20 protein-coding genes are annotated in these 21,358 nt (G+C 44.6%); 10 read left to right on the forward strand and 10 right to left on the reverse strand.

Annotated elements, in window-relative coordinates; translation table 11 throughout:
• Window positions 1-12 precede the first annotated feature (12 nt).
• Entirely contained in the window at window positions 13-834 is an 822-nt protein-coding gene (gene mutM, locus OC23_RS03705; protein ID WP_038342893.1) for a bifunctional DNA-formamidopyrimidine glycosylase/DNA-(apurinic or apyrimidinic site) lyase, read from the forward strand.
• Between the two features lie 33 nt (window positions 835-867).
• Window positions 868-1,158: a peptidylprolyl isomerase gene (locus tag OC23_RS03710; RefSeq protein WP_038342895.1), complete on the forward strand. Its 291-nt coding sequence runs from the start codon at window positions 868-870 to the stop codon at window positions 1,156-1,158.
• Window positions 1,159-1,206: 48 nt separating this feature from the next.
• Here OC23_RS03710 and OC23_RS03715 read toward each other — a convergent pair whose 3' ends face one another.
• The 3 genes from OC23_RS03715 to typA form a co-directional block, all read right to left on the reverse strand.
• On the reverse strand, window positions 1,207-1,536 hold the full coding sequence (locus tag OC23_RS03715) for a gamma-glutamylcyclotransferase family protein (RefSeq protein WP_038342897.1): 330 nt from the start codon (window positions 1,534-1,536) through the stop codon (window positions 1,207-1,209).
• Window positions 1,537-1,667: 131 nt separating this feature from the next.
• Entirely contained in the window at window positions 1,668-2,099 is a 432-nt protein-coding gene (gene mscL, locus OC23_RS03720) for a large conductance mechanosensitive channel protein MscL (protein ID WP_038342898.1), read from the reverse strand.
• A gap of 247 nt (window positions 2,100-2,346) precedes the next feature.
• Window positions 2,347-4,182, reverse strand: a complete 1,836-nt coding sequence (gene typA, locus OC23_RS03725; RefSeq protein ID WP_038342900.1) for a translational GTPase TypA — start codon at window positions 4,180-4,182, stop codon at window positions 2,347-2,349.
• 175 nt (window positions 4,183-4,357) lie between these two features.
• On the opposite strand from typA, the gene OC23_RS03730 reads away from it, so the two are divergent.
• The 5 genes from OC23_RS03730 to OC23_RS19250 all read left to right on the forward strand — a co-directional run bounded on the left by OC23_RS03730 (window position 4,358) and on the right by OC23_RS19250 (window position 9,894).
• Entirely contained in the window at window positions 4,358-5,716 is a 1,359-nt protein-coding gene (locus tag OC23_RS03730) for a uracil-xanthine permease family protein (RefSeq protein WP_038342901.1), read from the forward strand.
• Window positions 5,717-5,778: 62 nt separating this feature from the next.
• Window positions 5,779-6,795 carry a methyltransferase gene (locus OC23_RS03735; protein ID WP_038342902.1) on the forward strand — a complete coding sequence of 339 codons (1,017 nt, stop codon included), beginning with the start codon at window positions 5,779-5,781 and terminating at the stop codon, window positions 6,793-6,795.
• 18 nt (window positions 6,796-6,813) lie between these two features.
• Entirely contained in the window at window positions 6,814-8,271 is a 1,458-nt protein-coding gene (locus tag OC23_RS03740; protein ID WP_038342904.1) for an amino acid permease, read from the forward strand.
• A 253-nt stretch (window positions 8,272-8,524) separates the two neighbouring features.
• Entirely contained in the window at window positions 8,525-9,730 is a 1,206-nt protein-coding gene (locus tag OC23_RS03745; RefSeq protein WP_038342906.1) for an RtcB family protein, read from the forward strand.
• A gap of 5 nt (window positions 9,731-9,735) precedes the next feature.
• On the forward strand, window positions 9,736-9,894 hold the full coding sequence (locus OC23_RS19250; protein ID WP_171194742.1) for a hypothetical protein: 159 nt from the start codon (window positions 9,736-9,738) through the stop codon (window positions 9,892-9,894).
• A gap of 128 nt (window positions 9,895-10,022) precedes the next feature.
• Here OC23_RS19250 and omp38 (OC23_RS03750) read toward each other — a convergent pair whose 3' ends face one another.
• Window positions 10,023-11,138, reverse strand: coding sequence for an outer membrane protein Omp38 (omp38, locus tag OC23_RS03750; protein ID WP_038342907.1), 1,116 nt, complete (start codon window positions 11,136-11,138; stop codon window positions 10,023-10,025).
• Between the two features lie 445 nt (window positions 11,139-11,583).
• On the reverse strand, window positions 11,584-12,639 hold the full coding sequence (omp38, locus tag OC23_RS03755) for an outer membrane protein Omp38 (RefSeq protein WP_038342909.1): 1,056 nt from the start codon (window positions 12,637-12,639) through the stop codon (window positions 11,584-11,586).
• Between the two features lie 367 nt (window positions 12,640-13,006).
• On the opposite strand from omp38 (OC23_RS03755), the gene OC23_RS03760 reads away from it, so the two are divergent.
• The 3 genes from OC23_RS03760 (at window position 13,007) to OC23_RS03770 (ending at window position 15,384) form a co-directional block, all read left to right on the forward strand.
• Window positions 13,007-13,522 carry a GspH/FimT family protein gene (locus tag OC23_RS03760; protein ID WP_038342910.1) on the forward strand — a complete coding sequence of 172 codons (516 nt, stop codon included), beginning with the start codon at window positions 13,007-13,009 and terminating at the stop codon, window positions 13,520-13,522.
• A 111-nt stretch (window positions 13,523-13,633) separates the two neighbouring features.
• Window positions 13,634-14,809 (forward strand): thiolase family protein, encoded by a 1,176-nt coding sequence (locus OC23_RS03765; RefSeq protein ID WP_038342911.1) that lies wholly within the window; start codon window positions 13,634-13,636, stop codon window positions 14,807-14,809.
• A 131-nt stretch (window positions 14,810-14,940) separates the two neighbouring features.
• Window positions 14,941-15,384: a VOC family protein gene (locus OC23_RS03770; protein WP_038342912.1), complete on the forward strand. Its 444-nt coding sequence runs from the start codon at window positions 14,941-14,943 to the stop codon at window positions 15,382-15,384.
• Window positions 15,385-15,431: 47 nt separating this feature from the next.
• Here OC23_RS03770 and OC23_RS03775 read toward each other — a convergent pair whose 3' ends face one another.
• The 5 genes from OC23_RS03775 to OC23_RS03795 form a co-directional block, all read right to left on the reverse strand.
• Window positions 15,432-15,785, reverse strand: coding sequence for a DMT family transporter (locus tag OC23_RS03775; RefSeq protein ID WP_038342925.1), 354 nt, complete (start codon window positions 15,783-15,785; stop codon window positions 15,432-15,434).
• Between the two features lie 77 nt (window positions 15,786-15,862).
• Window positions 15,863-16,348, reverse strand: coding sequence for a DUF934 domain-containing protein (locus OC23_RS03780; protein WP_038342913.1), 486 nt, complete (start codon window positions 16,346-16,348; stop codon window positions 15,863-15,865).
• On the reverse strand, window positions 16,341-17,984 hold the full coding sequence (locus OC23_RS03785; RefSeq protein ID WP_038342915.1) for a nitrite/sulfite reductase: 1,644 nt from the start codon (window positions 17,982-17,984) through the stop codon (window positions 16,341-16,343). Before OC23_RS03785 ends, OC23_RS03780 begins: the two co-directional genes overlap by 8 nt.
• A 223-nt stretch (window positions 17,985-18,207) precedes the next feature.
• On the reverse strand, window positions 18,208-20,604 hold the full coding sequence (locus tag OC23_RS03790; protein WP_038342916.1) for a glucose/quinate/shikimate family membrane-bound PQQ-dependent dehydrogenase: 2,397 nt from the start codon (window positions 20,602-20,604) through the stop codon (window positions 18,208-18,210).
• 140 nt (window positions 20,605-20,744) lie between these two features.
• The coding region (locus OC23_RS03795) for a carbohydrate porin (protein WP_038342917.1) at window positions 20,745-21,358 on the reverse strand (614 nt) is incomplete at its 5' end.

Consider the following 21,358-nt stretch of genomic DNA (forward strand, 5'->3'; position numbering starts at 1 on the left):
TGCGAGTTGGCGATGCCTGAGTTACCCGAAGTCGAAACCACCAAAACCAGTTTACTCCCCCTACTAGAACAACGCGTTCAAGCCGTTAAGGTATTTAACCCGAGCTTGCGCTGGCCAATTCCTGATGATCTGGACAAACTGGTCGGCCAGCGCTTAACAGCACTGAAACGCCGCTCTAAATATATTCTGGCAGAATTTGAGCAAGATCAGATGCTTTGGCATCTGGGCATGTCCGGTAGTTTCCGCCTGTGTCAGCCCAATGATGAATTGAGAAAGCATGATCATCTGGTCATTGATTTTGAAGATCAACAACTTCGCTATCATGATCCACGCCGTTTTGGCTGCATACTCTGGCTTGACTCAGTTAATCAGGGCAAGCTGATTGATACGCTTGGCCCCGAACCGCTTAGTGATGATTTTAACGCAACCTATCTGCTTGAAAAATTAAGCAAGAAAAATGTCGGCATTAAAATTGCTTTAATGGATAACCACGTTGTGGTTGGTGTGGGCAATATTTATGCCACAGAAAGCCTGTTCAACATTGGCGTACATCCGGCACAACCGGCCTCTAGTTTAAGCAAGGTACAGGTGGAAAAACTGGTGATTGAAGTAAAGCGTATCCTGAAACAGGCCATTGAGCTTGGCGGTTCGACTTTGCGCGACTATAGCAATGCCATGGGTGAAAACGGTTACTTCCAGCAGACTTTACTGGCCTATGGCCGTGCGGGAGAAATGTGCGTCAATTGCGAGACCACTTTAGAGAACTTAAAGCTAGGCCAGCGTGCCAGTGTATTCTGCCCACAATGCCAACCCTTGAAACGAAAGAAAGCCTAAACGATTGAACATGTATTAAAGGAGAACAACCTCATGCAAACTGCAATTGTTCGACATATTCTGGTAAAAGATAAAGATCTGGCGGAACAGCTTAAAAAGAAGATCCTGTCCGGTGCTGACTTTGCAAAAGTTGCTAAACAATATTCGACCTGCAACTCTGCAAAACGTGGCGGCGAGCTCGGTGAGGTCAGAAAGGGACAGTTAGTCCCTGTTATTGACAAACTGGTATTTACGGCCGCAGAACGTGTTTTGCATGGTCCTGTAAAAAGCCAGTTCGGTTTTCATCTGCTAGAAGTTAAATTCCGCATGAATGGCCTGAGATAGCCAAAGAAAGTTTAAGCATGGCATGCACCTGATCCGGCATCAAGACAGTTACTGTTCTTTCATGACATAGGTCCATGCTGTAAGCGTCTCCCCTGTCGCCAGATGCACTTCTGCCGGTACTCTCTGATATTGCATGCCTTCAAAATCATCCAGCATTTCCCAATGCTGCGCGAGTTTTTCAGTACTAAACAGATACCCCTCAACCAGCGGGTCCTGGGCATTTAAAACAATCGCTGGCAGTCCCTTGTCAGGCCCCCAGTCAAGTATATGGACAGTGCCATGTACCGAAGCAGGCTGCCAGCTACCGCCTATTGCAGCTAAAATATGCGCATTTTCTCGATCAGGACATAACGTGCCATAGACAAATAACTGGTGCATGAATATTTCCCCTTATTTATTGCACAGCATCTTAAAGCGAAATATCTGAAGTTACCAGATCCTTTATCTGACCAGTTTTACCCCCATAAAAAAACGGTACCTAAGGTACCGTTTTTTAACAGGTTGTCTGCTTAGCCCTGCTTTTTCAGCTCATCACGAATTTCTCGCAATAATTGAATATCTTCAGGGGTGGCTTCTGGCTCAGGCGCTGCTGCTTCTTGCTTGCGAATACGGTTCATGACTTTCACCAGCAAGAATACAACCCAGGCCAAAAGCAGGAAGTTAATCAGGATGGTCAAGAAATTACCGTAAGCAAATACATTTAGCCCGGCATCCTGTGCAGCTTTCAGGGTCGTTACGTTGGTCGGGTTATCGCCCAGGATCAGGAACCAGTTGGTGTAATCCACTTCACCCCCCAGAATCCATGAAATCACCGGCATCACAATATCTTTAACCAGTGAATCGATGATTTTACCAAAAGCACCACCGATGATGACACCAATGGCCAGATCCATCATATTGCCCTTGATGGCAAATTCCTTAAATTCTTTAATAATACTCATGTGTAACTCTCCAGAGTTGAATGGGATTGCAGCCTGTTTTTGCATTCTTTATTACACAGGCACAATGAGGCATCATAATGATGATAATTTAATATTTTTATGAAAAAAAGAAAGTTATTTCACACTTTAACAACATAATTTATTTTAATAAAAATATGAACTTAACCTAATACTATTATTGATTAGAGACAATAAAAAAAACCGCTAAATCAATTTAGCGGTTTTTACATTTTTCAATGTTGAAAAATTATTTATCGCGATTACGTTTACGTTCGTTTTCAGTCAAATAACGCTTACGGATACGAATCGATTTCGGTGTTACTTCAACAAGCTCATCATCTTCAATGAATTCAAGCGCTTGTTCAAGCGTAAATTCGATTGCAGGTGTTAAAGTCAGGGCATCATCAGTACCAGATGCACGAACGTTGGTTAACTGCTTCGCTTTAGTCGGGTTAACCACCATGTCGTCTGAACGGGAGTTAATCCCCACGATCATACCTTCATACACTTCTAACTGTGGTTTTGCGAACAAACGACCACGGTCTTGCAAGCTGAATAATGCATAGCCAAGGCATGTACCTTGAACCATAGAAATCAACACACCGTTTTGACGCTTCGCTACGCTGCCCTGTTTTACCGGGCCGTAGTGAGAGAAGCTTGAAGTCATGATCCCTGTACCAGAAGTCATGGTCAGGAATTCAGAACGGAAACCAATCAGACCACGTGAAGGTACAGTTGCCTCAATACGGATACGGCCTTTACCGTCAACTTCCATATTGGTCATCTCACCCTTACGGTGACCCATCTGTTCCATCACAGCACCCTGATGCTGTTCTTCAACGTCAAAAGTTACGTTTTCGTAAGGTTCCTGCTTTTCACCATCAATTTCCTTGATGATGACTTGCGGACGTGATACGCCCATTTCAAAACCTTCACGGCGCATGTTTTCAATCAGGACTGAAAGGTGAAGTTCACCACGACCAGAAACCTTGAAACGGTCTGGACTGTCCGTATCTTCTACACGAAGTGCCACGTTGTGAATCAATTCACGGTCAAGACGTTCACGGATATTACGCGAGGTCACGAATTTACCTTCTTTACCGGCAAATGGTGAGTTGTTGACCTGGAATGTCATCGATACTGTAGGTTCATCTACAGACAATGCAGGTAATGCTTCAACATTTTTCGGATCACAGATCGTGTCAGAAATGTTGAGTGCATCAATACCGGTAATACATACGATGTCACCAGCAGAAGCCGAATCGACATCAATACGCTCAAGGCCGTGGTAACCCATGATTTTCAGGATACGACCGTTACGGGTATTACCTTCTTTGTCAATCACGGTTACAGGTGTATTGAGTTTTACCGAACCGCGTTGAATACGGCCAACACCGATTACACCCACGAAGCTGTTATAGTCAAGTGATGAAATCTGCATCTGGAACGGACCATCAACATCAACTGCTGGCGGCTCAACGATATCAACGATGGTTTCAAACAGTGGCGTCATGTCTTCAGCCAACTCTTCTGGCGCAGGACCCGCAACACCACGTAAGCCTGATGCGTACACAACCGGGAAGTCCAGCTGTTCATCGGTTGCACCAAGGTTATCGAACAGATCAAATACCTGATCGATTACCCAGTCTGGACGCGCGCTTGGCTTGTCTACTTTATTGATAATAACGATTGGTTTTAAACCACGAGCAAACGCTTTTTGTGTTACAAAACGAGTTTGCGGCATTGGACCTTCTTGAGAGTCAACAAGAAGCAATACACAGTCAACCATCGACATTACACGTTCAACTTCACCACCGAAGTCTGCGTGTCCCGGGGTGTCAACGATGTTGATACGGTAAGTGGTATCTGTACGCTTATCTAACCAAGTGATTGCTGTATTTTTTGCAAGAATGGTAATACCACGTTCACTCTCAAGCGCATTCGAGTCCATGACACGCTCAATCTCGCCTGCACGATCACCAAGTGCACCCGATTGTTGAAGTAATTTATCGACAAGCGTGGTTTTACCATGGTCGACGTGCGCAATAATTGCAATATTGCGGAGATTCTTAATATCTGACATAGAATTCGATACGCTTAAAATTTGAGGGCATATTATACAGAGAAACACTACAATTTAGTAGTGACAGTTTATTGACAATCAACTTTTTTTCAGACGAAACGTCACAGAATCGTTGGTAAAGTATGCTAAGTCTATTAGAATATTCAATTCATGCTTACCGCTTTTTTATACTCCCATGTCGAATTTCGAACCGCAACAAAAGCTTGATCTGGTTTACGGCCTCAATGATCAACCGAAACCCTTCGTCGCTTTTTTAGCGGCATTACAACACCTTCTGGCAATTTTAGTCCCGATTGTGACTCCCGGACTACTGATCTGTCTGGCGCTTGGCGTATCCCGTGAAGACACCAACATGATCCTGTCCATGTCCCTGATCATCTCCGGTATTGCAACTTTTTTACAATGTAAAAAAGTTGGCCCGTTCGGTGCAGGACTTTTAATTGTTCAGGGTACAAGTTTTAATTTTATCGGTCCGATTATCGGGATTGGTAGTGCCATGGTGGCTGCGGGCACTCCCGTGGAACAAGTCATGGCTGCAATTTTTGGTGTAGTGATTGCCGGGTCCTTTATCGAGATGGGTGTGTCCCGGATTTTACCCTGGGTAAAAAAGCTGATTACGCCATTAGTAACAGGTATTGTGGTTCTGCTGATCGGTCTGACCCTGATTAAGGAAGGCCTGATCAGCATGGGTGGCGGTTATACTGCAATGCAGGACAATACCTTTGCCAATACCGACAACCTGATCATGTCATGTACCGTGCTGGCCATTATCATCCTGCTAAACCGTATCCGGATTATCTGGGTCAAAAGCTCGGCCATTCTGATTGCACTGGTTATTGGCTACATCCTTGCCGGCTTTATGGGTCATTTAAACTTCTCGGTTTTACAGGAAGCCCCTTTAATCCAGATTCCAACGCCAATGCATTTTGGCTTGAGTTTTTCCTGGAGCCTCTTTATTCCAATGGCTTTCATTTACCTTGTAACTTCACTCGAAGCAATTGGTGACGTCACGGCTACCAGTAAAATTTCCAACCAGCCTGTCGATGGCCCGGTCTGGATGCAACGCATTAAAGGTGGCGTACTGGTCAATGGTGCCAATTCATTCCTGGCAGGGATTTTCAATACCTTCCCGAGCTCGGTATTTGCACAAAACAATGGTGTAATTCAATTGACGGGTGTGGCAAGTCGTTACGTGGGCATCTGGATTGCGGTTTTGCTGGTAATTTTAGGGCTCTTCCCTGCGGTTGCTGCGGTGATTCAAGCCGTACCACAAGCCGTACTGGGTGGCGCCGTGATGGTCATGTTCGGTGCCGTGGCTGCTTCCGGGATCAACATCCTTTCAAGTATCCATCTTGACCGTCGTGCCTTGCTGATTATTGCAATTTCACTGGCGCTTGGGCTTGGTGTTGCACAAGTTCCGCAAATTCTTGAACACCTGCCAGAGTTATTTAAAAATATTTTTAGCTCGGGCGTCGCGACAGGCGGCATTGCAGCCTTGATTTTAAACATCGTTTTACCTGAAACACACAAGTAATCAATAAACAATCACAAGTGCCCAGTTTCACGACTGGGCTTTGTTTTTGATGAGAGATCAAAATGGATCCACGTAGTGAAGTTGTCCTCCGGCAACAAGATTATTTAAACGGCCAGATCTTATTGATCAATGCGCCGAATGACTCGCTTGCCAGAAGCTTGCCAGATCAGGTTCAGGCATCGGTCTGGACCTGGAATTACGCTGATCATCAATCTTTTCAGGCCATGGGTATCCACTCGCATTTTTCGGTCGAGTTTCCGCAAGCCGTATTTGACCAGGTGGTTATTTTTGTCCCGAAATCAAAAGAATTATTAAATTACATCCTGCATGTTGTAGTTAGCCATCTCAAACTTGAGCAACATGTATTTTTGGTTGGTGAAAAAAAAGGCGGTGTGGAGCGGGCAGCAAAGCAATTGCAGTCATATGGTAAAACACTGAAACTCGATAGTGCACGCCACTGCCAGTTCTGGCAAATGAAAATCGAAAAAACCGAGCAATTAAAACCACTTGAATACTGGCTCAAAAGCTATACCGTTCAACTGGATCAGGGGCAACTCGAGGTCTGTGCCCTGCCGGGTGTGTTCAGTCAGGATCATCTAGATATCGGAACAGCAGTATTAGTCCCTTACCTTAGCCAAGTAAAATCAGGTAAGATTGCCGACTTTGGTTGTGGTGCTGGAATTATTAGCGCTTATTTAGCCAAGCTAAATCCGAACCAGCAAATTTTTGCACTTGATGTTGATGCATTTGCTTTACGTTCAACCGAGTTGACTTTTCAGAAAAACCAGCTGAATCTCGACCAGTTGACGCTAGAACCGGTCACAGGATTTAGAGATGCACCCAAAGATCTGGATGCCATCGTAAGTAATCCACCTTTTCATCAGGGGATTCATACCAATTACGATGCCAGTGAAGCGCTTTGCCAGCTTGCCAGCGTACATCTGAACAATTCGGGTGAATTATGGATCGTGGCAAACCGTTTTCTGAACTACCCTCCACTGATTGAACAAAGCTTTGGTCAATGTGTGGTAAAAACCGATCAACAAGGATTCAAGGTGTTATATGCCTGTGCAAAATAAACATTTTAAGGAATTTTTATGAGCGATACATCTGCTCCTCAACACCTACAGCGTAAGCTCGGGGCGCGTCACCTGAACATGATTGCCATTGGGGGATCGATCGGCACAGGCTTATTCCTTGCTTCAGGTTCGACCATTGCCAACGCAGGGCCTGGCGGTGCGTTACTGGCTTATGTGCTGATCGGTATCATGATTTACTTCCTGATGACCAGTTTAGGCGAATTAGCCACGCATAACCCTACCTCAGGTGCTTTCTTTACCTATGGCAGCCGTTATGTCGAAGATGGCTTCGGTTTCGCCCTTGGATGGAATTACTGGTACAACTGGGCCATCACAGTGGCATTTGAACTGGTCGCGGTACAGTTCATCATGAAATTCTGGTTCCCTGATATTCCCGGGTTCTACTGGAGTGCGATCTTCCTTGCCATTATTTTTGCGATTAATGCCTTAACCGTAAAAGGCTTTGGTGAAAGTGAATTCTTGTTCTCCCTGATCAAGGTCATCGCCATTATTGTGTTTATCGTCATCGGGATCTGGATGATTGCCAAAATCATGATGACGCCAAATGTCTCGACTTTCCAGCACTGGACTTATAAAGATGCTCCTTTCGTGGGTGGCTTTCAGGCCTTGATCGGTGTTGCCATGATTGCCGGATTCTCTTTCCAGGGCACTGAAATGGTGGGAGTTGCAGCAGGTGAATCAAAAGACCCGAAAAAGACCATTCCTTTGGCCATCAAACAAATTTTCTGGCGTATCTTGCTGTTTTATATCCTGTGTATCTTCATCATTGGTACACTGGTCAGTTATGACGATCCGCTGTTATTAAAAGCCGCGCAAAGTGAAGATATTGCCCTGTCACCATTTACGCTTCTATATGAAAAAGCCGGCTTTGCCTTTGCAGCCAGCTTGATGAATGCGGTGATTCTCAGTGCAATCTTATCTGCTGGTAACTCGGGTATGTATTCTTCTACCCGGATGCTATTCGATATGGCAAAGGAAGGACGCGCACCAAAATGGTTCTCGAAGCTAGATGGTCGTGGCGTTCCCATGAATGCGCTATATGCCACCACGGCTGTTGCAGCGTTGTGCTTCCTGACGACCTTTATCGGCGAGAAACAGGTCTTTAACTGGTTACTCAACATGTCCGGAATGTGTGGCTTTATCGTCTGGTTAGGTATTGCAATTTCACACTACCGTTTCCGTAAAGGTTATATTGCTCAAGGCTATAAAGTTGAAGATCTGGCTTACCGCGCCAAGTTTTTCCCGTTCGCCCCTTGGTTTGCATTTATCCTTTGTTCAATCATTATTCTGGGACAAAACTATCAGGCATTACTGGGTGGCAAAATCGACTGGTTAGGCTTGCTTTCAACCTATATCAGCATCCCGTTATTCCTGGCAATCTGGTTAGGTTATAAGTGGAAACACAAGACCAAACTGATTGCCTACAAAGACATGAATGTGAAAGAAGGCGAATAAAAAACCGCTTTTCACTTGACCCCGGTGAAAATATGAGTAGAATCTCGCTCATATTTTCAACGGCACCACACCATAGGAGGACGACAGCATGCCATTACAATCAGGAACGACACGATAAGATTTGGCACTGTCGACTCACGGACAAGTGTACAAATCGATTGATCACTTGTCCGAATGCTCTATTTAACCTGGCATTCGCCGGGTTTTTTTATGCCTGTTCGGACGAAAAACTAAAATATCCCGAGACAAGAAAATGGGCATACAAAAAATACTTAATGCTGATGCTGCCTATGGCGTTCCAGTGAAAATCTTCACCAACGATATTGATAGCGAAAGTATTGAACAATTGAAAAAAATGGCACAACTACAGTTTGTGTATTCACATATTGCAGTGATGCCTGATGTACATGTAGGCAAAGGTGCCACAGTCGGTAGCGTCATCCCAACCAAACACGCAATCATCCCCGCTGCGGTCGGTGTTGATATTGGCTGTGGTATGAATGCAGTCCGGCTAAACCTGAAAGCTTCCCAGCTACCGGATCACCTCGCCCCGTTACGCCATGCCATCGAGCGTAAAGTCCCTGTAGGTTTTGAACTGCACAAGCAGGTCAAGGCAAAGGCTTCCAGCATCATACCGCTCGAAAAACGTTTGCAGCCGATCATTCAAAAACATCCCGGTCTGGTCCGGATGTTAAGAAAGTTTGATGCAACCTGGCAGAAACAATTGGGCACTTTAGGTGGGGGCAATCATTTTATTGAACTCTGCCTCGATGAAAATCAGGATGTCTGGATAATGCTGCATTCTGGCAGTCGTGGCCTAGGCAATGTGATTGGAACTTACTTCATTGAATTGGCAAAAAAAGAAGCCCAGCATCGGTTTGGACATGTACCAGACAAGGACCTGAGCTATTTTGCTGAAGGCTCGAACAGTTTTAATGACTATGTTGAAGCCGTGGAATGGGCACAAACATATGCTTTTGAGAACCGGCGTGAAATGATGCGCCTGATTCTGGAAGCCATACGTCCGCTTTTGCCACCGTTCCAGATGACCAAAGAAGCGATTAACTGCCATCACAACTACGTCAGCCGGGAAAACCATTTTGGTGAAGATTTACTGATTACCCGTAAAGGCGCGATCCGCGCTGGTCAGGATGAATTGGGCATTATCCCGGGCTCTATGGGGGCACGCTCTTATATTGTAAAAGGCAAAGCCAATCCGGATTCGTTCTGCTCATGCTCACATGGTGCGGGACGGAAAATGAGCCGCAGCAAGGCTAAACTGCTGTTTAGTCAGGATGATCTTATCCAGCAAACTCAAGGTATTGAATGCCGTAAAGACAGTGCGGTGATTGATGAAATTCCTGGCGCTTATAAAGACATTGATCAAGTGATGGCAAACCAGACCGCGCTGATCGAAATTGTCCACACGCTAAAACAAATCTTATGTATTAAAGGATAGCTCAAATGAAACTAAGACCCATGCCAAAAATCAAGCTGCGCAATCCAGTTGCTCTCTCCCCTTTGCTTCACAAGGGCGGCGTACATGAAACAGAGCAACCCCGTGCCCGGCATCGCCGAGACAGGCAACAGGCCAGACAACAACTCAAAAAAGAGGTGTGGTAAAGATCGGGCTGCTAACCCTCACTGCAATACAACCGCTCAAGGAGTATCAACATGCCTATTCAGTTAAACCGGACAAATAAAAAAGCGACTCTGACGAGTCGCTTTCTTATTCAGTTCAATAACTTACATTATTGAGCTGCTGCAGGAGCTGCAGTGTCTTGGCCTGGCTGTACCAGTACAGTACGGCTACCAGTGATCGCAGCGAATACACGACGGTTCATCGCACGACCTTCTTTAGTCTTGTTGTCAGCAACTGGTTGGTCCCAAGCGAAACCTTGAGTAGACAAGCGAGATGCATCAACGTTGTATTCGTTTACAAGTGATGATTTAACAGAGTTAGCACGCGCTAAAGATAAACGTTCGTTTAACTTACGAGGACCAGTGTTATCTGTGTGACCTTCAATACGAGCAGTCGCATTCGGGTATTCAGCTAACTTCTCTGCAACTTTTGCAATCTCGGTCTTGTATTGTGGCTTGATGTCAGACTTGTTCGTATCGAAGAATACGCGAAGTTCCATGTTAAGGTCTTCGGTCAACTCTTGTGGTTGTGGAGCAACTGGAGTTGGCTCAACCGGAGCAACTTCTACAACTGGAGCAGCAGGCTTCAAGTGACCGCCAACAACAACTTGTAGTGCTGCTAACGCTTGTGCTTCCCACCAGTTATTGTCATAGTTATAAACACCACGACCTTCTGTACGAAGTGTCAGGGCATCATTCACCTGCCATAATACACCACCACCTACGTTACTGATCGTATCGTAAGAACGGCGATCCCAACCCGGGTTGTCTACAGTAATTTTAGAATGACCTACACCAAGTAAAGCATATGGCTTGATTTTGCTGTCATAGTTACCAGTGAATACATCAGCTGTTGCAATGGCATTCAAACTTAAAGTTTGTTGCTTGGCATCCCATGGCTGACCATTGAATTTAGTCTTTTCATTACGGGCAGCATCGGCTTTAGTTTGTTGATATTCAATCTCTGCTTGTAACCAAGGAGTTAATTCAACACCAATCGCAGCACCAACAAGTAAATCACTTTGTAATGCAACACCATTTTTCAAGCTACCAGCATCGCCACGGCCTTGCGGATCACGATCACGTAAAGTGTCACGCATTTTGTCCTGAGTATTCTCAGGGTACCAGTGATAACCAAGCATCAACGGAGTGACTGTTACACCAGCATTCGCAGCTACCATAGGAGTTGCAACTAACATTGCTAGCGCAATACGACTCATTTTCATGGAATATCCTCCAAAAACAAAAATTGTATGTTCTCTAAACTCTAATAGTTTTTGAATACTGAGAAATAGTCTTATTGTATCTTTTTTCAGCGATTCACTTCTGTTGAATCATACAAATACTTGATGAAATTTCCAAGTATTCGTCAACATTCAGTAGCATTCACTGAAAAAAACCACACCTTTCTCTCTCAAAAAATTTAGAAAATTCTAATTTAACAACGTTTATTAAAGCTGTGAGAGCTTATCACTTTTTAATCAAAATTTTAACAAGGTATCAAAATCTTTTCAATAAAACTAAATAATTCCAACAGAATGTCCGCAGTTATGCCAAGGTTATGCTAGTTTTAAATTATTGTGCTTTAGTTTTACATCAAAGCAACAAAAACATGTAGAGGCATAAAAAAAGCGGTTCATAAGAGCCGCCTTTTTCTGATCTTTGCTAAGATTATTTAGCTTGACCTGGTTGTACAAGAACAGTACGGCTACCAGAGATCGCAGCGAATACGCGACGGTTCATAGCACGACCTTCTTTAGTTTTGTTGTCAGCAATCGGTTGATCCCAAGCGAAACCTTGAGTAGACAAGCGAGATGCATCAACGTTGTATTCGTTTACAAGTGATGATTTAACAGAGTTAGCACGCGCTAAAGATAAACGTTCGTTTAACTTACGTGGACCAGTGTTATCTGTGTGACCTTCAATACGAGCAGTCGCATTCGGGTATTCAGCTAACTTCTCTGCAACTTTTGCAATTTCAGACTTGTATTGTGGCTTGATGTCAGACTTGTTCGTATCGAAGAATACGCGAAGTTCCATGTTAAGGTCTTCAGTCAACTCTTGTGGTTGTGGAGCAACTGGAGTTGGCTCAACTGGAGCAACTTCTACAACTGGAGCAGCAGGCTTCAAGTGACCGCCAAGAACAACGTTCAAGCCAGCAAGCGCTGTATAGTTCCAGAAATCTTCATCGATGTTATAAGTACCACGAGCTTCTGTACGAAGAGACAAAGCATCGTTCAAGCGCCAGAAAGCACCGAAACCAGCATTACCTAAAGTACCTTCTTCTTTCAAGCCACGACCTACACGGCCTAACTCAGCTTCGTTTGCATTGTCAAATTTGTATTTGTAGTGACCAGCACCTAACAATACATATGGTTTGATTTTGCTGTCATAGTTTTTAGTGATCAAATCAGAAGTAACGTAGAAGTTACCGTTGATTTGTTGTTGCTTGTATTCAGCGTTAGCATTAGCGCCGTCTACGTCACCTTTAACCTGGTTGTATTCAGCTTCAAAACCTAACCAAGGTGTTAATTCAACACCTAACGCAGCACCAACGAACAAGTCGTCTTTGATTTCTGCGCTATTCGTCAAGTTGTCAACACTGTTGTTGTGTTTAGAATCTTGGAATGTGTAACCAAGCATTAATGGAGTTACTGTTACGCCAGCATTAGCAGCAGCTAAAGGAGCAGCAACAAGCATAGCAAGTGCAATACGACTCAATTTCATGGATATCCTCCAGAGATAACAATTGTTTGTTGTGTAAGTTCAGCCTATGATTTTCTGCCCTGCAAACAGCGAAGTTCACAGTATTATTTTTTCAGCCATTCACTTCACTTTGAATCATACAAACACTTGATGAATTTTCCAAGTGCTTGATAACTTTAACCTCGTAAATTATTGACAAAATTGCTTACAATTTCCGTTGTAGTTCCGTAAATTTTCAATTTTCATACATGCTTTGATAGATTATTGTTTATCAATCTATATTTTAGTATTTTTTAATACAGCTATTAGATTAATTTATACAATGCGGCTGTTTTTTACACTTAACGTATTGTTAATAAAAAAGTTAATAAAAATATACAGGAAGAATATGCTTAGGTCACATGGCTTTACATTGACGGAATTACTTATCGTTATCAGTATTTTGATCATTCTATCCTATTTAGCCCTACCATATTTCCGCGAATTAATGATTTCAAGTGAGCTCAATCATTTAAAAAGAAACCTCACAATACATATACAAAAAGCAAAGACGGATGCACAGCTTTATCATAAAAATGTGATGCTTTGCTCAAGTATTGACTTGATGACGTGTGGCAAAGACTGGAATAAAGGCTTTATCGGATTTATTGACACCAATCGCAATAGAAAAAAAGACCAGGAAGAACCACTGTTATTTGCAGTGGCTCTCGACCTTAAATACGGCAATTTAAGTTATGGCGCTTTTGGCGCCAGTCCTGATGCCATTGTTTTCCAGGCTGAAAATGGACTGCCCTTTGCTGCCAATGGAACGTTTACATACTGTTCAATTTCTTCTGCATATCACACCAAGCTGCGTTTGAGCCGGATGGGCAATATTCGCTTTGAAAAAGTTCCGGACTGCTAAAAACTCCCCAGTCTAGCTTAAAACATGCAAAAGGCTTTATTCCGGTTGTTTTTTTAATATACTGCTTAGGTTTGGAATATTTTTTATAAATTATAAGTGTGGAGACACATAATGACTGACATCGTAATTGTTAATGGCGCCCGTACTGCAATGGGTGGCTTCCAAGGTGCCTTATCCGCTGTTACAGCACCCGAGTTAGGTGCAGTGACAATTAAAGAAGCAATTGCGCGTTCAGGCCTGCAACCGACAGATGTAGAAGAAGTCATCATGGGTTGTGTATTACCGGCAGGCTTAAAACAGGGTCCTGCACGTCAAGCCATGCGTAAAGCCGGTTTGCCAGACTCAACAGGTGCAGTAACGATTAACAAGTTGTGCGGTTCCGGCATGAAAGCTGTCATGCAGGCAGCAGACATGATCAAGGCCGGTAGTGCAGAAATCGTGGTTGCCGGCGGTATGGAATCCATGACCAATGCGCCTTATGTATTACCTAAGGCACGTGGCGGCTATCGTATGGGTCATGGTGAAATTAAAGACCATATGTTCCTTGATGGTTTGGAAGATGCAGAAACCGGCCGCCTGATGGGTTCATTTGCCCAGGATATGGCAAATAAGCGTCAATACACCCGTGAACAAATGGACGATTTTGCCATTCGCTCACTACAACGTGCCCAGAAAGCGATTACTGAAGGTTACTTTAAAGACGAAATCGTTCCTGTAACGGTATCGACCCGTAAAGGTGAAGTTGTTGTAGATCAGGATGAACAGCCTTTAAGCGCCAAAATAGACAAGATCCCATCCCTTAAACCTGCTTTTGCAAAAGATGGCACCATTACTGCTGCCAATGCCAGCTCTATTTCTGATGGCGCCTCGGCACTGGTTTTAACGTCGAGTGAGGTTGCCACTCAACGTGGTTTACAACCTTTGGCAAAAATCATTGCTACGGCCTCTAACTCGCAACATCCTTCTGAGTTTACCATTGCACCGGTAGGGGCAATTGAGAAAGTATTGAAGAAAGCCGGTTGGGATGCACAGGAAGTTGACCTTTGGGAAATCAACGAAGCTTTCGCCATGGTGACTATGTGTCCAATGGATGATTTCAAACTCGATGCAGAAAAAGTCAACATCAATGGCGGTGCGTGTGCACTGGGTCATCCTGTTGGTTCTACCGGTTCACGCATTATCCTGACCCTGATTCATGCACTTAAACGCACGGGCGGCAAAAAAGGTGTTGCAGCACTGTGTATTGGTGGCGGTGAAGCGACTGCGGTTGCAATTGAATTGATCTAAGCATTAATCAGTTCCCTAAAAATCCTGCCCAGTGCAGGATTTTTAGTTTTATGAATTACAAAAAATAATCCACCTCGACAGAAATTCCCGATAAGTTATCCTGTATATAAAAAAACAACAGGACGTCCCTCATGCAACTGAATCATTATTTAAATTTTAAAGGGCAAGCCGAACAGGCTTTTAATTTTTACAAATCCGTATTTGGCGGAGAGTTTGCCATGCTAAGCCGCTATGGCGATATGCCGCCAACTGAAGGCATCACCCTGTCCGAAGCAGATAAGAATCTGATTCTGCATGTATCATTACCGATCAATGAATTCACTGTACTGATGGCTTCAGATGTCAATGACCAGTTCTGTGCCCCGCATAGTGTCTTTACCCAAGGCAATAATCATTATATCTCGATTAATCTTGATCCCGATGAGATCGAAGATGCCCAACGATTATTTGATGCCTTGTCTGTGAATGGCCAAATCGAAATGCCTTTAGAAAAAACTTTCTGGGGTGCTCTTTATGGCGCCTTTACCGATCAGTTCGGGATCAAATGGATGATCAACTGCCAGCTTGATGAATAATTTTTTAACATTGCCCATAAAACTACCGGCTGTTTTTTTATGGGCCCTTACACATCAATATTGGAATACTGGGCAATGATCATTAGCCCGACAGTAATAAACCCAATACCAATCCAGCCCGCCAGATCAATATGCTGCCCCAAAAAAACTTTTGCCAATGCCGCTGTTGCAATTACTCCGATCCCAGACCAAAGTACGTATAAAATCCCGGCCTGCATATATTTCAATGCAATCGCAGCACAAGTAAAGGAAACCAGATACAGTACCAAAGCAATGCCCTGATCCAGTTTGTGCACCAGACCATTCCCCTTGGCTGAATAAAACGTAGATAACACATCTGTTGCAATGGCACAGAGCAACCAGATGACACCGGGATTGATTTTTGACAAGTAGCTCAGCATTTTTTGTTTCTTCAACAGATTCAGTGGATTGTCCACAAAAAAGCTGAACCGTAGTTCAGCTTCCAGTTTCAGTTTGCTTAAGCGCCTGTTTGATAACTGGCTTGTGGCACCGCCGTTGAAGCTTGATAAGGGTGGGTAAAATCCTGAAGCCCGGCAGCAGCCTCATGAATATCCTTGCCTTCTTTCACCACAAATGTATCAAAACCGGAACGTTTTAAATAATTTAAAACATCCTTGAAAATATCGCCAACCGCGCGAAGCTCGCCTTGGTAACCTTGACGACGTAACAAGGCAGCAAATGAATAACCACGGCCATCATTGAAACCGGCAAATTCAATAAAGATCGCATCGAGTTCATTTAACGGGAACTGATGGGTTTCTGGTGAATCATTTACCGTAAGGTATAACGCCTTTTTGCCCTGTACCTGTGTCAATTGATCCAGTTGTGCAGTTGTCAGTACCACATCCCCTTGTGGAAGCACGCCATCCTCGGCAATCAGCTGATAGGTGTTGTCTGCAATCGTGCCATCTTTAGAAAGCACTTGTAGCGAGGTATTAAGCATAAGCACGCTCCTTGAAAGGTTGAATGCCAACACGGCGATAAGTATCAATAAATCGCTCACCTTCCTGACGCAAGTCGAGGTAAGTATTCAGGATTTCCTCAATTACATCAGGCACAGCCTCTGCTGCAAATGAAGGCCCTAAAATATCCCCTAAAGATGCATCGTGGTCGGCATGACCGCCTAAGGTAATTTGATAAAACTCGGCGCCTTTCTTGTCTACACCAAGTATACCGATGTTCCCGACATGGTGATGACCACACGCATTCATACATCCCGAAATATTCAAATCCAGCTCGCCCAGATTATAGATTGTATCCAGATCTTCAAAACGGCGACTGATGGCTTCTGAAATCGGAATCGACTTGGCATTGGCCAATGAACAGAAATCTCCACCCGGGCAGCAGATGATATCGGTAATGAAACCGATGTGCGCACGCGCCATATTGTGCTGTTCAAGCGTTTGCCAGAGCTCAAACAAATCTTTCTGTGGAACATCTACCAGTGAAATATTTTGTTCGTGCGTAGTCCGGAACTCACCAAAGGTGTACTTATCTGCCAAGTCTGCAATCAGGTTCATTTCTTCAGAAGTGACATCACCCGGTGCAACCCCGGCACGTTTCAGGGAAATCGTAACAATACGATAGCCTTTTACCTTATGCGCATTGGTATTGACATTAAACCACTGCTTGAATTTCGGATATTCAGCAAATAAAGCGGTGAAATCCTGATCTTCCAGATCCTGATAGTCAAATGGCGTAAATTCTTCATCCATTTTTTTCAGAATTTCCGGTTGAATCTTTAAGGCTTCACGCGTGTGTTCAAATTCGGCTTCAACTTTTTGCGCAAACACTTCTGGTGTCAAGGCTTTTACCAGAATCTTGATACGCGCCTTATATTTGTTATCACGACGGCCATGCAAGTTATATACACGTAAAGTTGCTTCAAGATAGGCAATCAGGTCTTCGCGTGGTAAAAACTCACGGATGACACTGCCAATGATCGGGGTACGTCCCAAACCACCGCCCACCATGATTTTATAGCCTATCTCGCCTGCTTCATTACGCACGATATAGACACCAATATCATGAAATGCTGTTGCTGCACGGTCTTTTTCTTGCAAGGCAGAAACAGCAATCTTGAACTTACGTGGCAAGAAAGCAAACTCAGGATGGAAAGTACTCCACTGACGGATCAATTCACAGGTCGGACGTGGATCGGCAATCTCGCCAGCCACCACACCGGCAAACTGGTCTGTCGTGGTATTACGGATACAGTTACCCGAAGTTTGTACAGCATGCATTTGCACCGTTGCCAGTTCGGCAAGGATATCTGGCACATTTTCTAATGCAGGCCAGTTCAGCTGAATATTCTGACGGGTGGACACATGAGCATAACCACGGTCATATTCTGTCGCGATTGCAGCAATTTTTCTCAGCTGTTTACTATTCATCAAGCCATACGGCACAGCGATACGGAGCATTGGCGCATAACGTTGCACGTACAGACCATTTTGCAATCGTAATGGACGATATTCGTCTTCTGTTAATTTTCCTGCTAAATAGCGTTCTGTCTGATCACGAAACTGAGCAACACGTTGGTTAATCAGTTGTTGATCGAAATCCGTATATAAATACATGGCGTATGGCTAGTCATTCATTATAAAGGCGACTAGCATAGCGAGCTTTCATTCATCAACAAAATGCTTTTTTTGCATATTTAATAACGGTTTTATTGATAAGCCTATCTGCTTCTCATAAAAAGAAAAAGCCCAGATAAATCTGGGCTTTAAATCTCCTTTAGTCCCTCTTTATAAAAGAGTGGGATTCCCCCCCTACATTTAAAGGGAGGTTGGGAGAAATTTAAGGTAATGCATAGGCAACTAGATAATCACCCATTTTGGTACCGAATGAACCATGTCCACCCGCCATAATCACCACATACTGTTTGCCATTGGCTTCATACGTCATCGGTGTTGCCTGTCCACCTGCCGGTAAACGTGCTTCCCATAACTTTTCACCATTTGAAACATTGAATGCACGGATGTAGTTGTCTTGTGTTGCAGCAACAAACATCACATTACCCGCAGTCGAGATTGAACCGCCCAGACCTGGTACACCAATTTTCACTGGCGGTAACTGGAACAGTTGCGGCAAGCTGTCGCGGATTGTACCAATACGTTTCTTCCAGACAACTTCATGGGTTTTCAGGTCCACGCCGGTGACATAACCCCAACCAGGCTGTTTACATGGTAGGCCAAATGGAGACAAGAATGGGCTGATGTCCACACCGTAAGGGGTACCATACATCGGCTGCATCCCCTGCTCTGTACCTGCACCACGCGCCACAGGTTCACGGTTTGGATCTGCCGGAATCAGACGGCTCACAAATGGCAGACCAATCGGGTTCATTACCGCAACCTGACGGTCAGCATTCACTGACATACCGCCCCACTCAAATACACCCAGGTTGCCCGGGAATACCAAGGTCCCGTTTTCAGAAGGTGGTGTATAAATGCCATCATAGTTCAGACGCTTAAACTTCACACGACACATTAACTGGTCAAGCATGGTGGCACCCCACATGTCCTTATCCGTTAACTTGTCTTTTGGTGCCAGGTTAAAGTCAGAGAATGGCTGGGTTTTAGAGTAGAACTCGCCCTTGGTTTGCGGGCCCCATTTCACTGTTTGTGGAACCGGTTTCTCGGTAATCGGTACAATTGGCTGACCATTGCGACGGTCTAATACAAAAGCATTACCCGTTTTGGTCAGGACATAAATCGCAGGAACCGTTTGACCAGATTTATCCTGAATATCGGCCAGAGAAGGTTGTGACGGTACGTCCATATCCCACAGGTCATGATGGGTGGTCTGGAAGTGCCATACCAGTTTACCTGTGGTGGCATTGATCGCCAGCATGGAGTTGGCATAACGCTCTTTCAACTCGGTACGGTCGCCACCCCAGATATCTGGTGTGCCTACACCAGTTGGTACATAAACAATATCCAGTTTCGCATCATAGGCCAAAGGTGCCCAGGCATTTGGTGAGTTATGAACGAAAGTCGTTCCTTCACCCGGCATTGCATTTGGATCGGCAGCGCCGGTATCAAATACCCATAACAATTTACCGGTATTTACGTCATAACCACGAATAACACCAGATGGTTCTTTATTTGAATGGTTATCTGTCACGGAACCGGCAATAACCACAGTCGTACCAGAGACAATTCCCGGTGAGGTCGGGTTATAACCACCTGGGTATGCATACGGCATGAACTCTTGCAAGTTGACCTCACCATTTTGACCGAAGTCTGAACATGCCTTACCAGTATCTGCATTGACGGCAACCAGTCGGCCATCATTGACCGGAACAAATACCTTACGCGGACACTCTGTAGAGCTCGACTTTTTCGCCTGCAAACTGGTCGCAAACTCGGTGGTATTGGCTGCATCGTAGTACATCACACCACGGCAAGTTAAGTGCTGGAAGGTTTTATCGGTTTTGAGTTTAGGGTCAAAACGCCATTTTTCCTTACCGGTCGCCGGATCAATCGAGATCAACTGTTGATGTGGCGTACACATAAACATGTTGTTGCCAATCTTGATCGGTGTTACCTGATTGGTCGTTTCACCCGAATCATTCTCGGTCTTGAAATCACCGGTACGGAATGTCCAGGCTACTTTCAGGTCTTTGACATTCTTGTCATTGATCTGGGTCAGCGGAGAATAACGCTCACCTGCCTGACTACGGCCATACGCAGGCCAGTCTTCTGGTGCGATACCATCCACCGCTTTTGCCTGTGCAGGTTGTGGAGTCTGAATTACCCCATTGATTTCCTGAGGATCGTTGAAGATCGAGTAGATCATCACCACAATTGCAATTGCCAGCGTAGAAGATAAAGCCACCTTGCTTGAACCCAGGTTATCAATACCACGGGTTACCGCAGGTACCAGTAACCATAAGCCTAAAATGCCCAGAATATCGAGACGTGGTGCCAGTGCCCAGAAGTCGGTTCCAACTTCCCAGACACCCCAGATCACGCTACCCAGCATCAGTGCAGCATAGATCCATAACGGACCAGATGCACGTTTATAAAGTTGTACCGCTACAATCAGCAGCAGCACACCTGCAATCACATAGTAAAAAGACCCGCCAATTGCAGCAAGCCAGATACCGCCAATGAGCAAGAACAACGCAATGAGGGCGATAATGATCACCGTCAATGTTCTTAGCCCAGATCTTGAAGCAGATTGATTCATAAGATCACCTTGCATCTTTTGTATTTTAGTTCCATCAAGAAGATCAGAAATCTCTTAATGGTCGAATTCAAATTACAATAAGTGCCTTGCAGTGACAGCTCCTGATAGAAACGGTCCTGCAGACTGCTCGAGTATTGAAATTAGAAAATGGTTTGGAACTTAATCCCGCCCACCCAGGTTTTATCGCCATTTTTAAAGGCACCTACATGATGGACATATTGAATGTTTGGACGGATCGTCAACCAGTTGGTCGCATGAATACCGTAATACAATTCGGTGTTGTATTCTTCATCCAGCAAGCCATTGTTTTCATCATTGGCATGTATACGTGCAACACCTAACGCAAGCTCGTCTTGAGGACGCTGGTCTAGCAGACCTTTATAGATCAGGCCAACATTTTGCATGTCCTTGACTGCATTGGTCTTCGAGTCATGCACCGTTACATTCATAAAACCGGTTAATCCACGGTCAGACTGGCCATCATGACGGGTTAACTGTTGCTTCACGGTAAACCAGCCACCCTGTTTGTGGCCTGTCTTGGCAGGATTGGCGATTTCTGCCGCATCGGCGGTACTGTAATAGTAGCCAAAACGGTATTCTCCCGGTAAAGAAGACGCCCCGAGCTTTGGTGTCCAGACCAGTTCCGCCGGGATAATCGCCCCACGTGAACCATCTGTACTTAAGTTAAAGCCCTTGCCTCGTTGCAGGTTTTCCGGGTTGTATTCATAAGCACCTATTTGTGCATATAAATCTG

The sequence above is a fragment of the Acinetobacter sp. A47 genome (assembly GCF_000805455.1).
GTDB lineage: Bacteria > Pseudomonadota > Gammaproteobacteria > Pseudomonadales > Moraxellaceae > Acinetobacter.

Excerpts from the sequence above, each read along its gene's own strand:
- OC23_RS03780 (WP_038342913.1), bottom strand. The coding sequence starts at position 16,348 with ATGCTTAATACCTCGCTACAAGTGCTTTCTAAAGATGGCACGATTGCA.
- OC23_RS03735 (WP_038342902.1), top strand. The coding sequence starts at position 5,779 with ATGGATCCACGTAGTGAAGTTGTCCTCCGGCAACAAGATTATTTAAAC.
- OC23_RS03745 (WP_038342906.1), top strand. The coding sequence starts at position 8,525 with ATGGGCATACAAAAAATACTTAATGCTGATGCTGCCTATGGCGTTCCA.
- OC23_RS03785 (WP_038342915.1), bottom strand. The coding sequence starts at position 17,984 with ATGTATTTATATACGGATTTCGATCAACAACTGATTAACCAACGTGTT.
- OC23_RS03740 (WP_038342904.1), top strand. The coding sequence starts at position 6,814 with ATGAGCGATACATCTGCTCCTCAACACCTACAGCGTAAGCTCGGGGCG.
- OC23_RS03715 (WP_038342897.1), bottom strand. The coding sequence starts at position 1,536 with ATGCACCAGTTATTTGTCTATGGCACGTTATGTCCTGATCGAGAAAAT.
- omp38 (WP_038342907.1), bottom strand. The coding sequence starts at position 11,138 with ATGAAAATGAGTCGTATTGCGCTAGCAATGTTAGTTGCAACTCCTATG.
- mscL (WP_038342898.1), bottom strand. The coding sequence starts at position 2,099 with ATGAGTATTATTAAAGAATTTAAGGAATTTGCCATCAAGGGCAATATG.
- OC23_RS19250 (WP_171194742.1), top strand. The coding sequence starts at position 9,736 with ATGAAACTAAGACCCATGCCAAAAATCAAGCTGCGCAATCCAGTTGCT.
- OC23_RS03760 (WP_038342910.1), top strand. The coding sequence starts at position 13,007 with ATGCTTAGGTCACATGGCTTTACATTGACGGAATTACTTATCGTTATC.
- OC23_RS03790 (WP_038342916.1), bottom strand. The coding sequence starts at position 20,604 with ATGAATCAATCTGCTTCAAGATCTGGGCTAAGAACATTGACGGTGATC.
- OC23_RS03775 (WP_038342925.1), bottom strand. The coding sequence starts at position 15,785 with ATGCTGAGCTACTTGTCAAAAATCAATCCCGGTGTCATCTGGTTGCTC.
- OC23_RS03765 (WP_038342911.1), top strand. The coding sequence starts at position 13,634 with ATGACTGACATCGTAATTGTTAATGGCGCCCGTACTGCAATGGGTGGC.
- omp38 (WP_038342909.1), bottom strand. The coding sequence starts at position 12,639 with ATGAAATTGAGTCGTATTGCACTTGCTATGCTTGTTGCTGCTCCTTTA.
- OC23_RS03710 (WP_038342895.1), top strand. The coding sequence starts at position 868 with ATGCAAACTGCAATTGTTCGACATATTCTGGTAAAAGATAAAGATCTG.
- mutM (WP_038342893.1), top strand. The coding sequence starts at position 13 with ATGCCTGAGTTACCCGAAGTCGAAACCACCAAAACCAGTTTACTCCCC.
- OC23_RS03770 (WP_038342912.1), top strand. The coding sequence starts at position 14,941 with ATGCAACTGAATCATTATTTAAATTTTAAAGGGCAAGCCGAACAGGCT.
- typA (WP_038342900.1), bottom strand. The coding sequence starts at position 4,182 with ATGTCAGATATTAAGAATCTCCGCAATATTGCAATTATTGCGCACGTC.
- OC23_RS03730 (WP_038342901.1), top strand. The coding sequence starts at position 4,358 with ATGTCGAATTTCGAACCGCAACAAAAGCTTGATCTGGTTTACGGCCTC.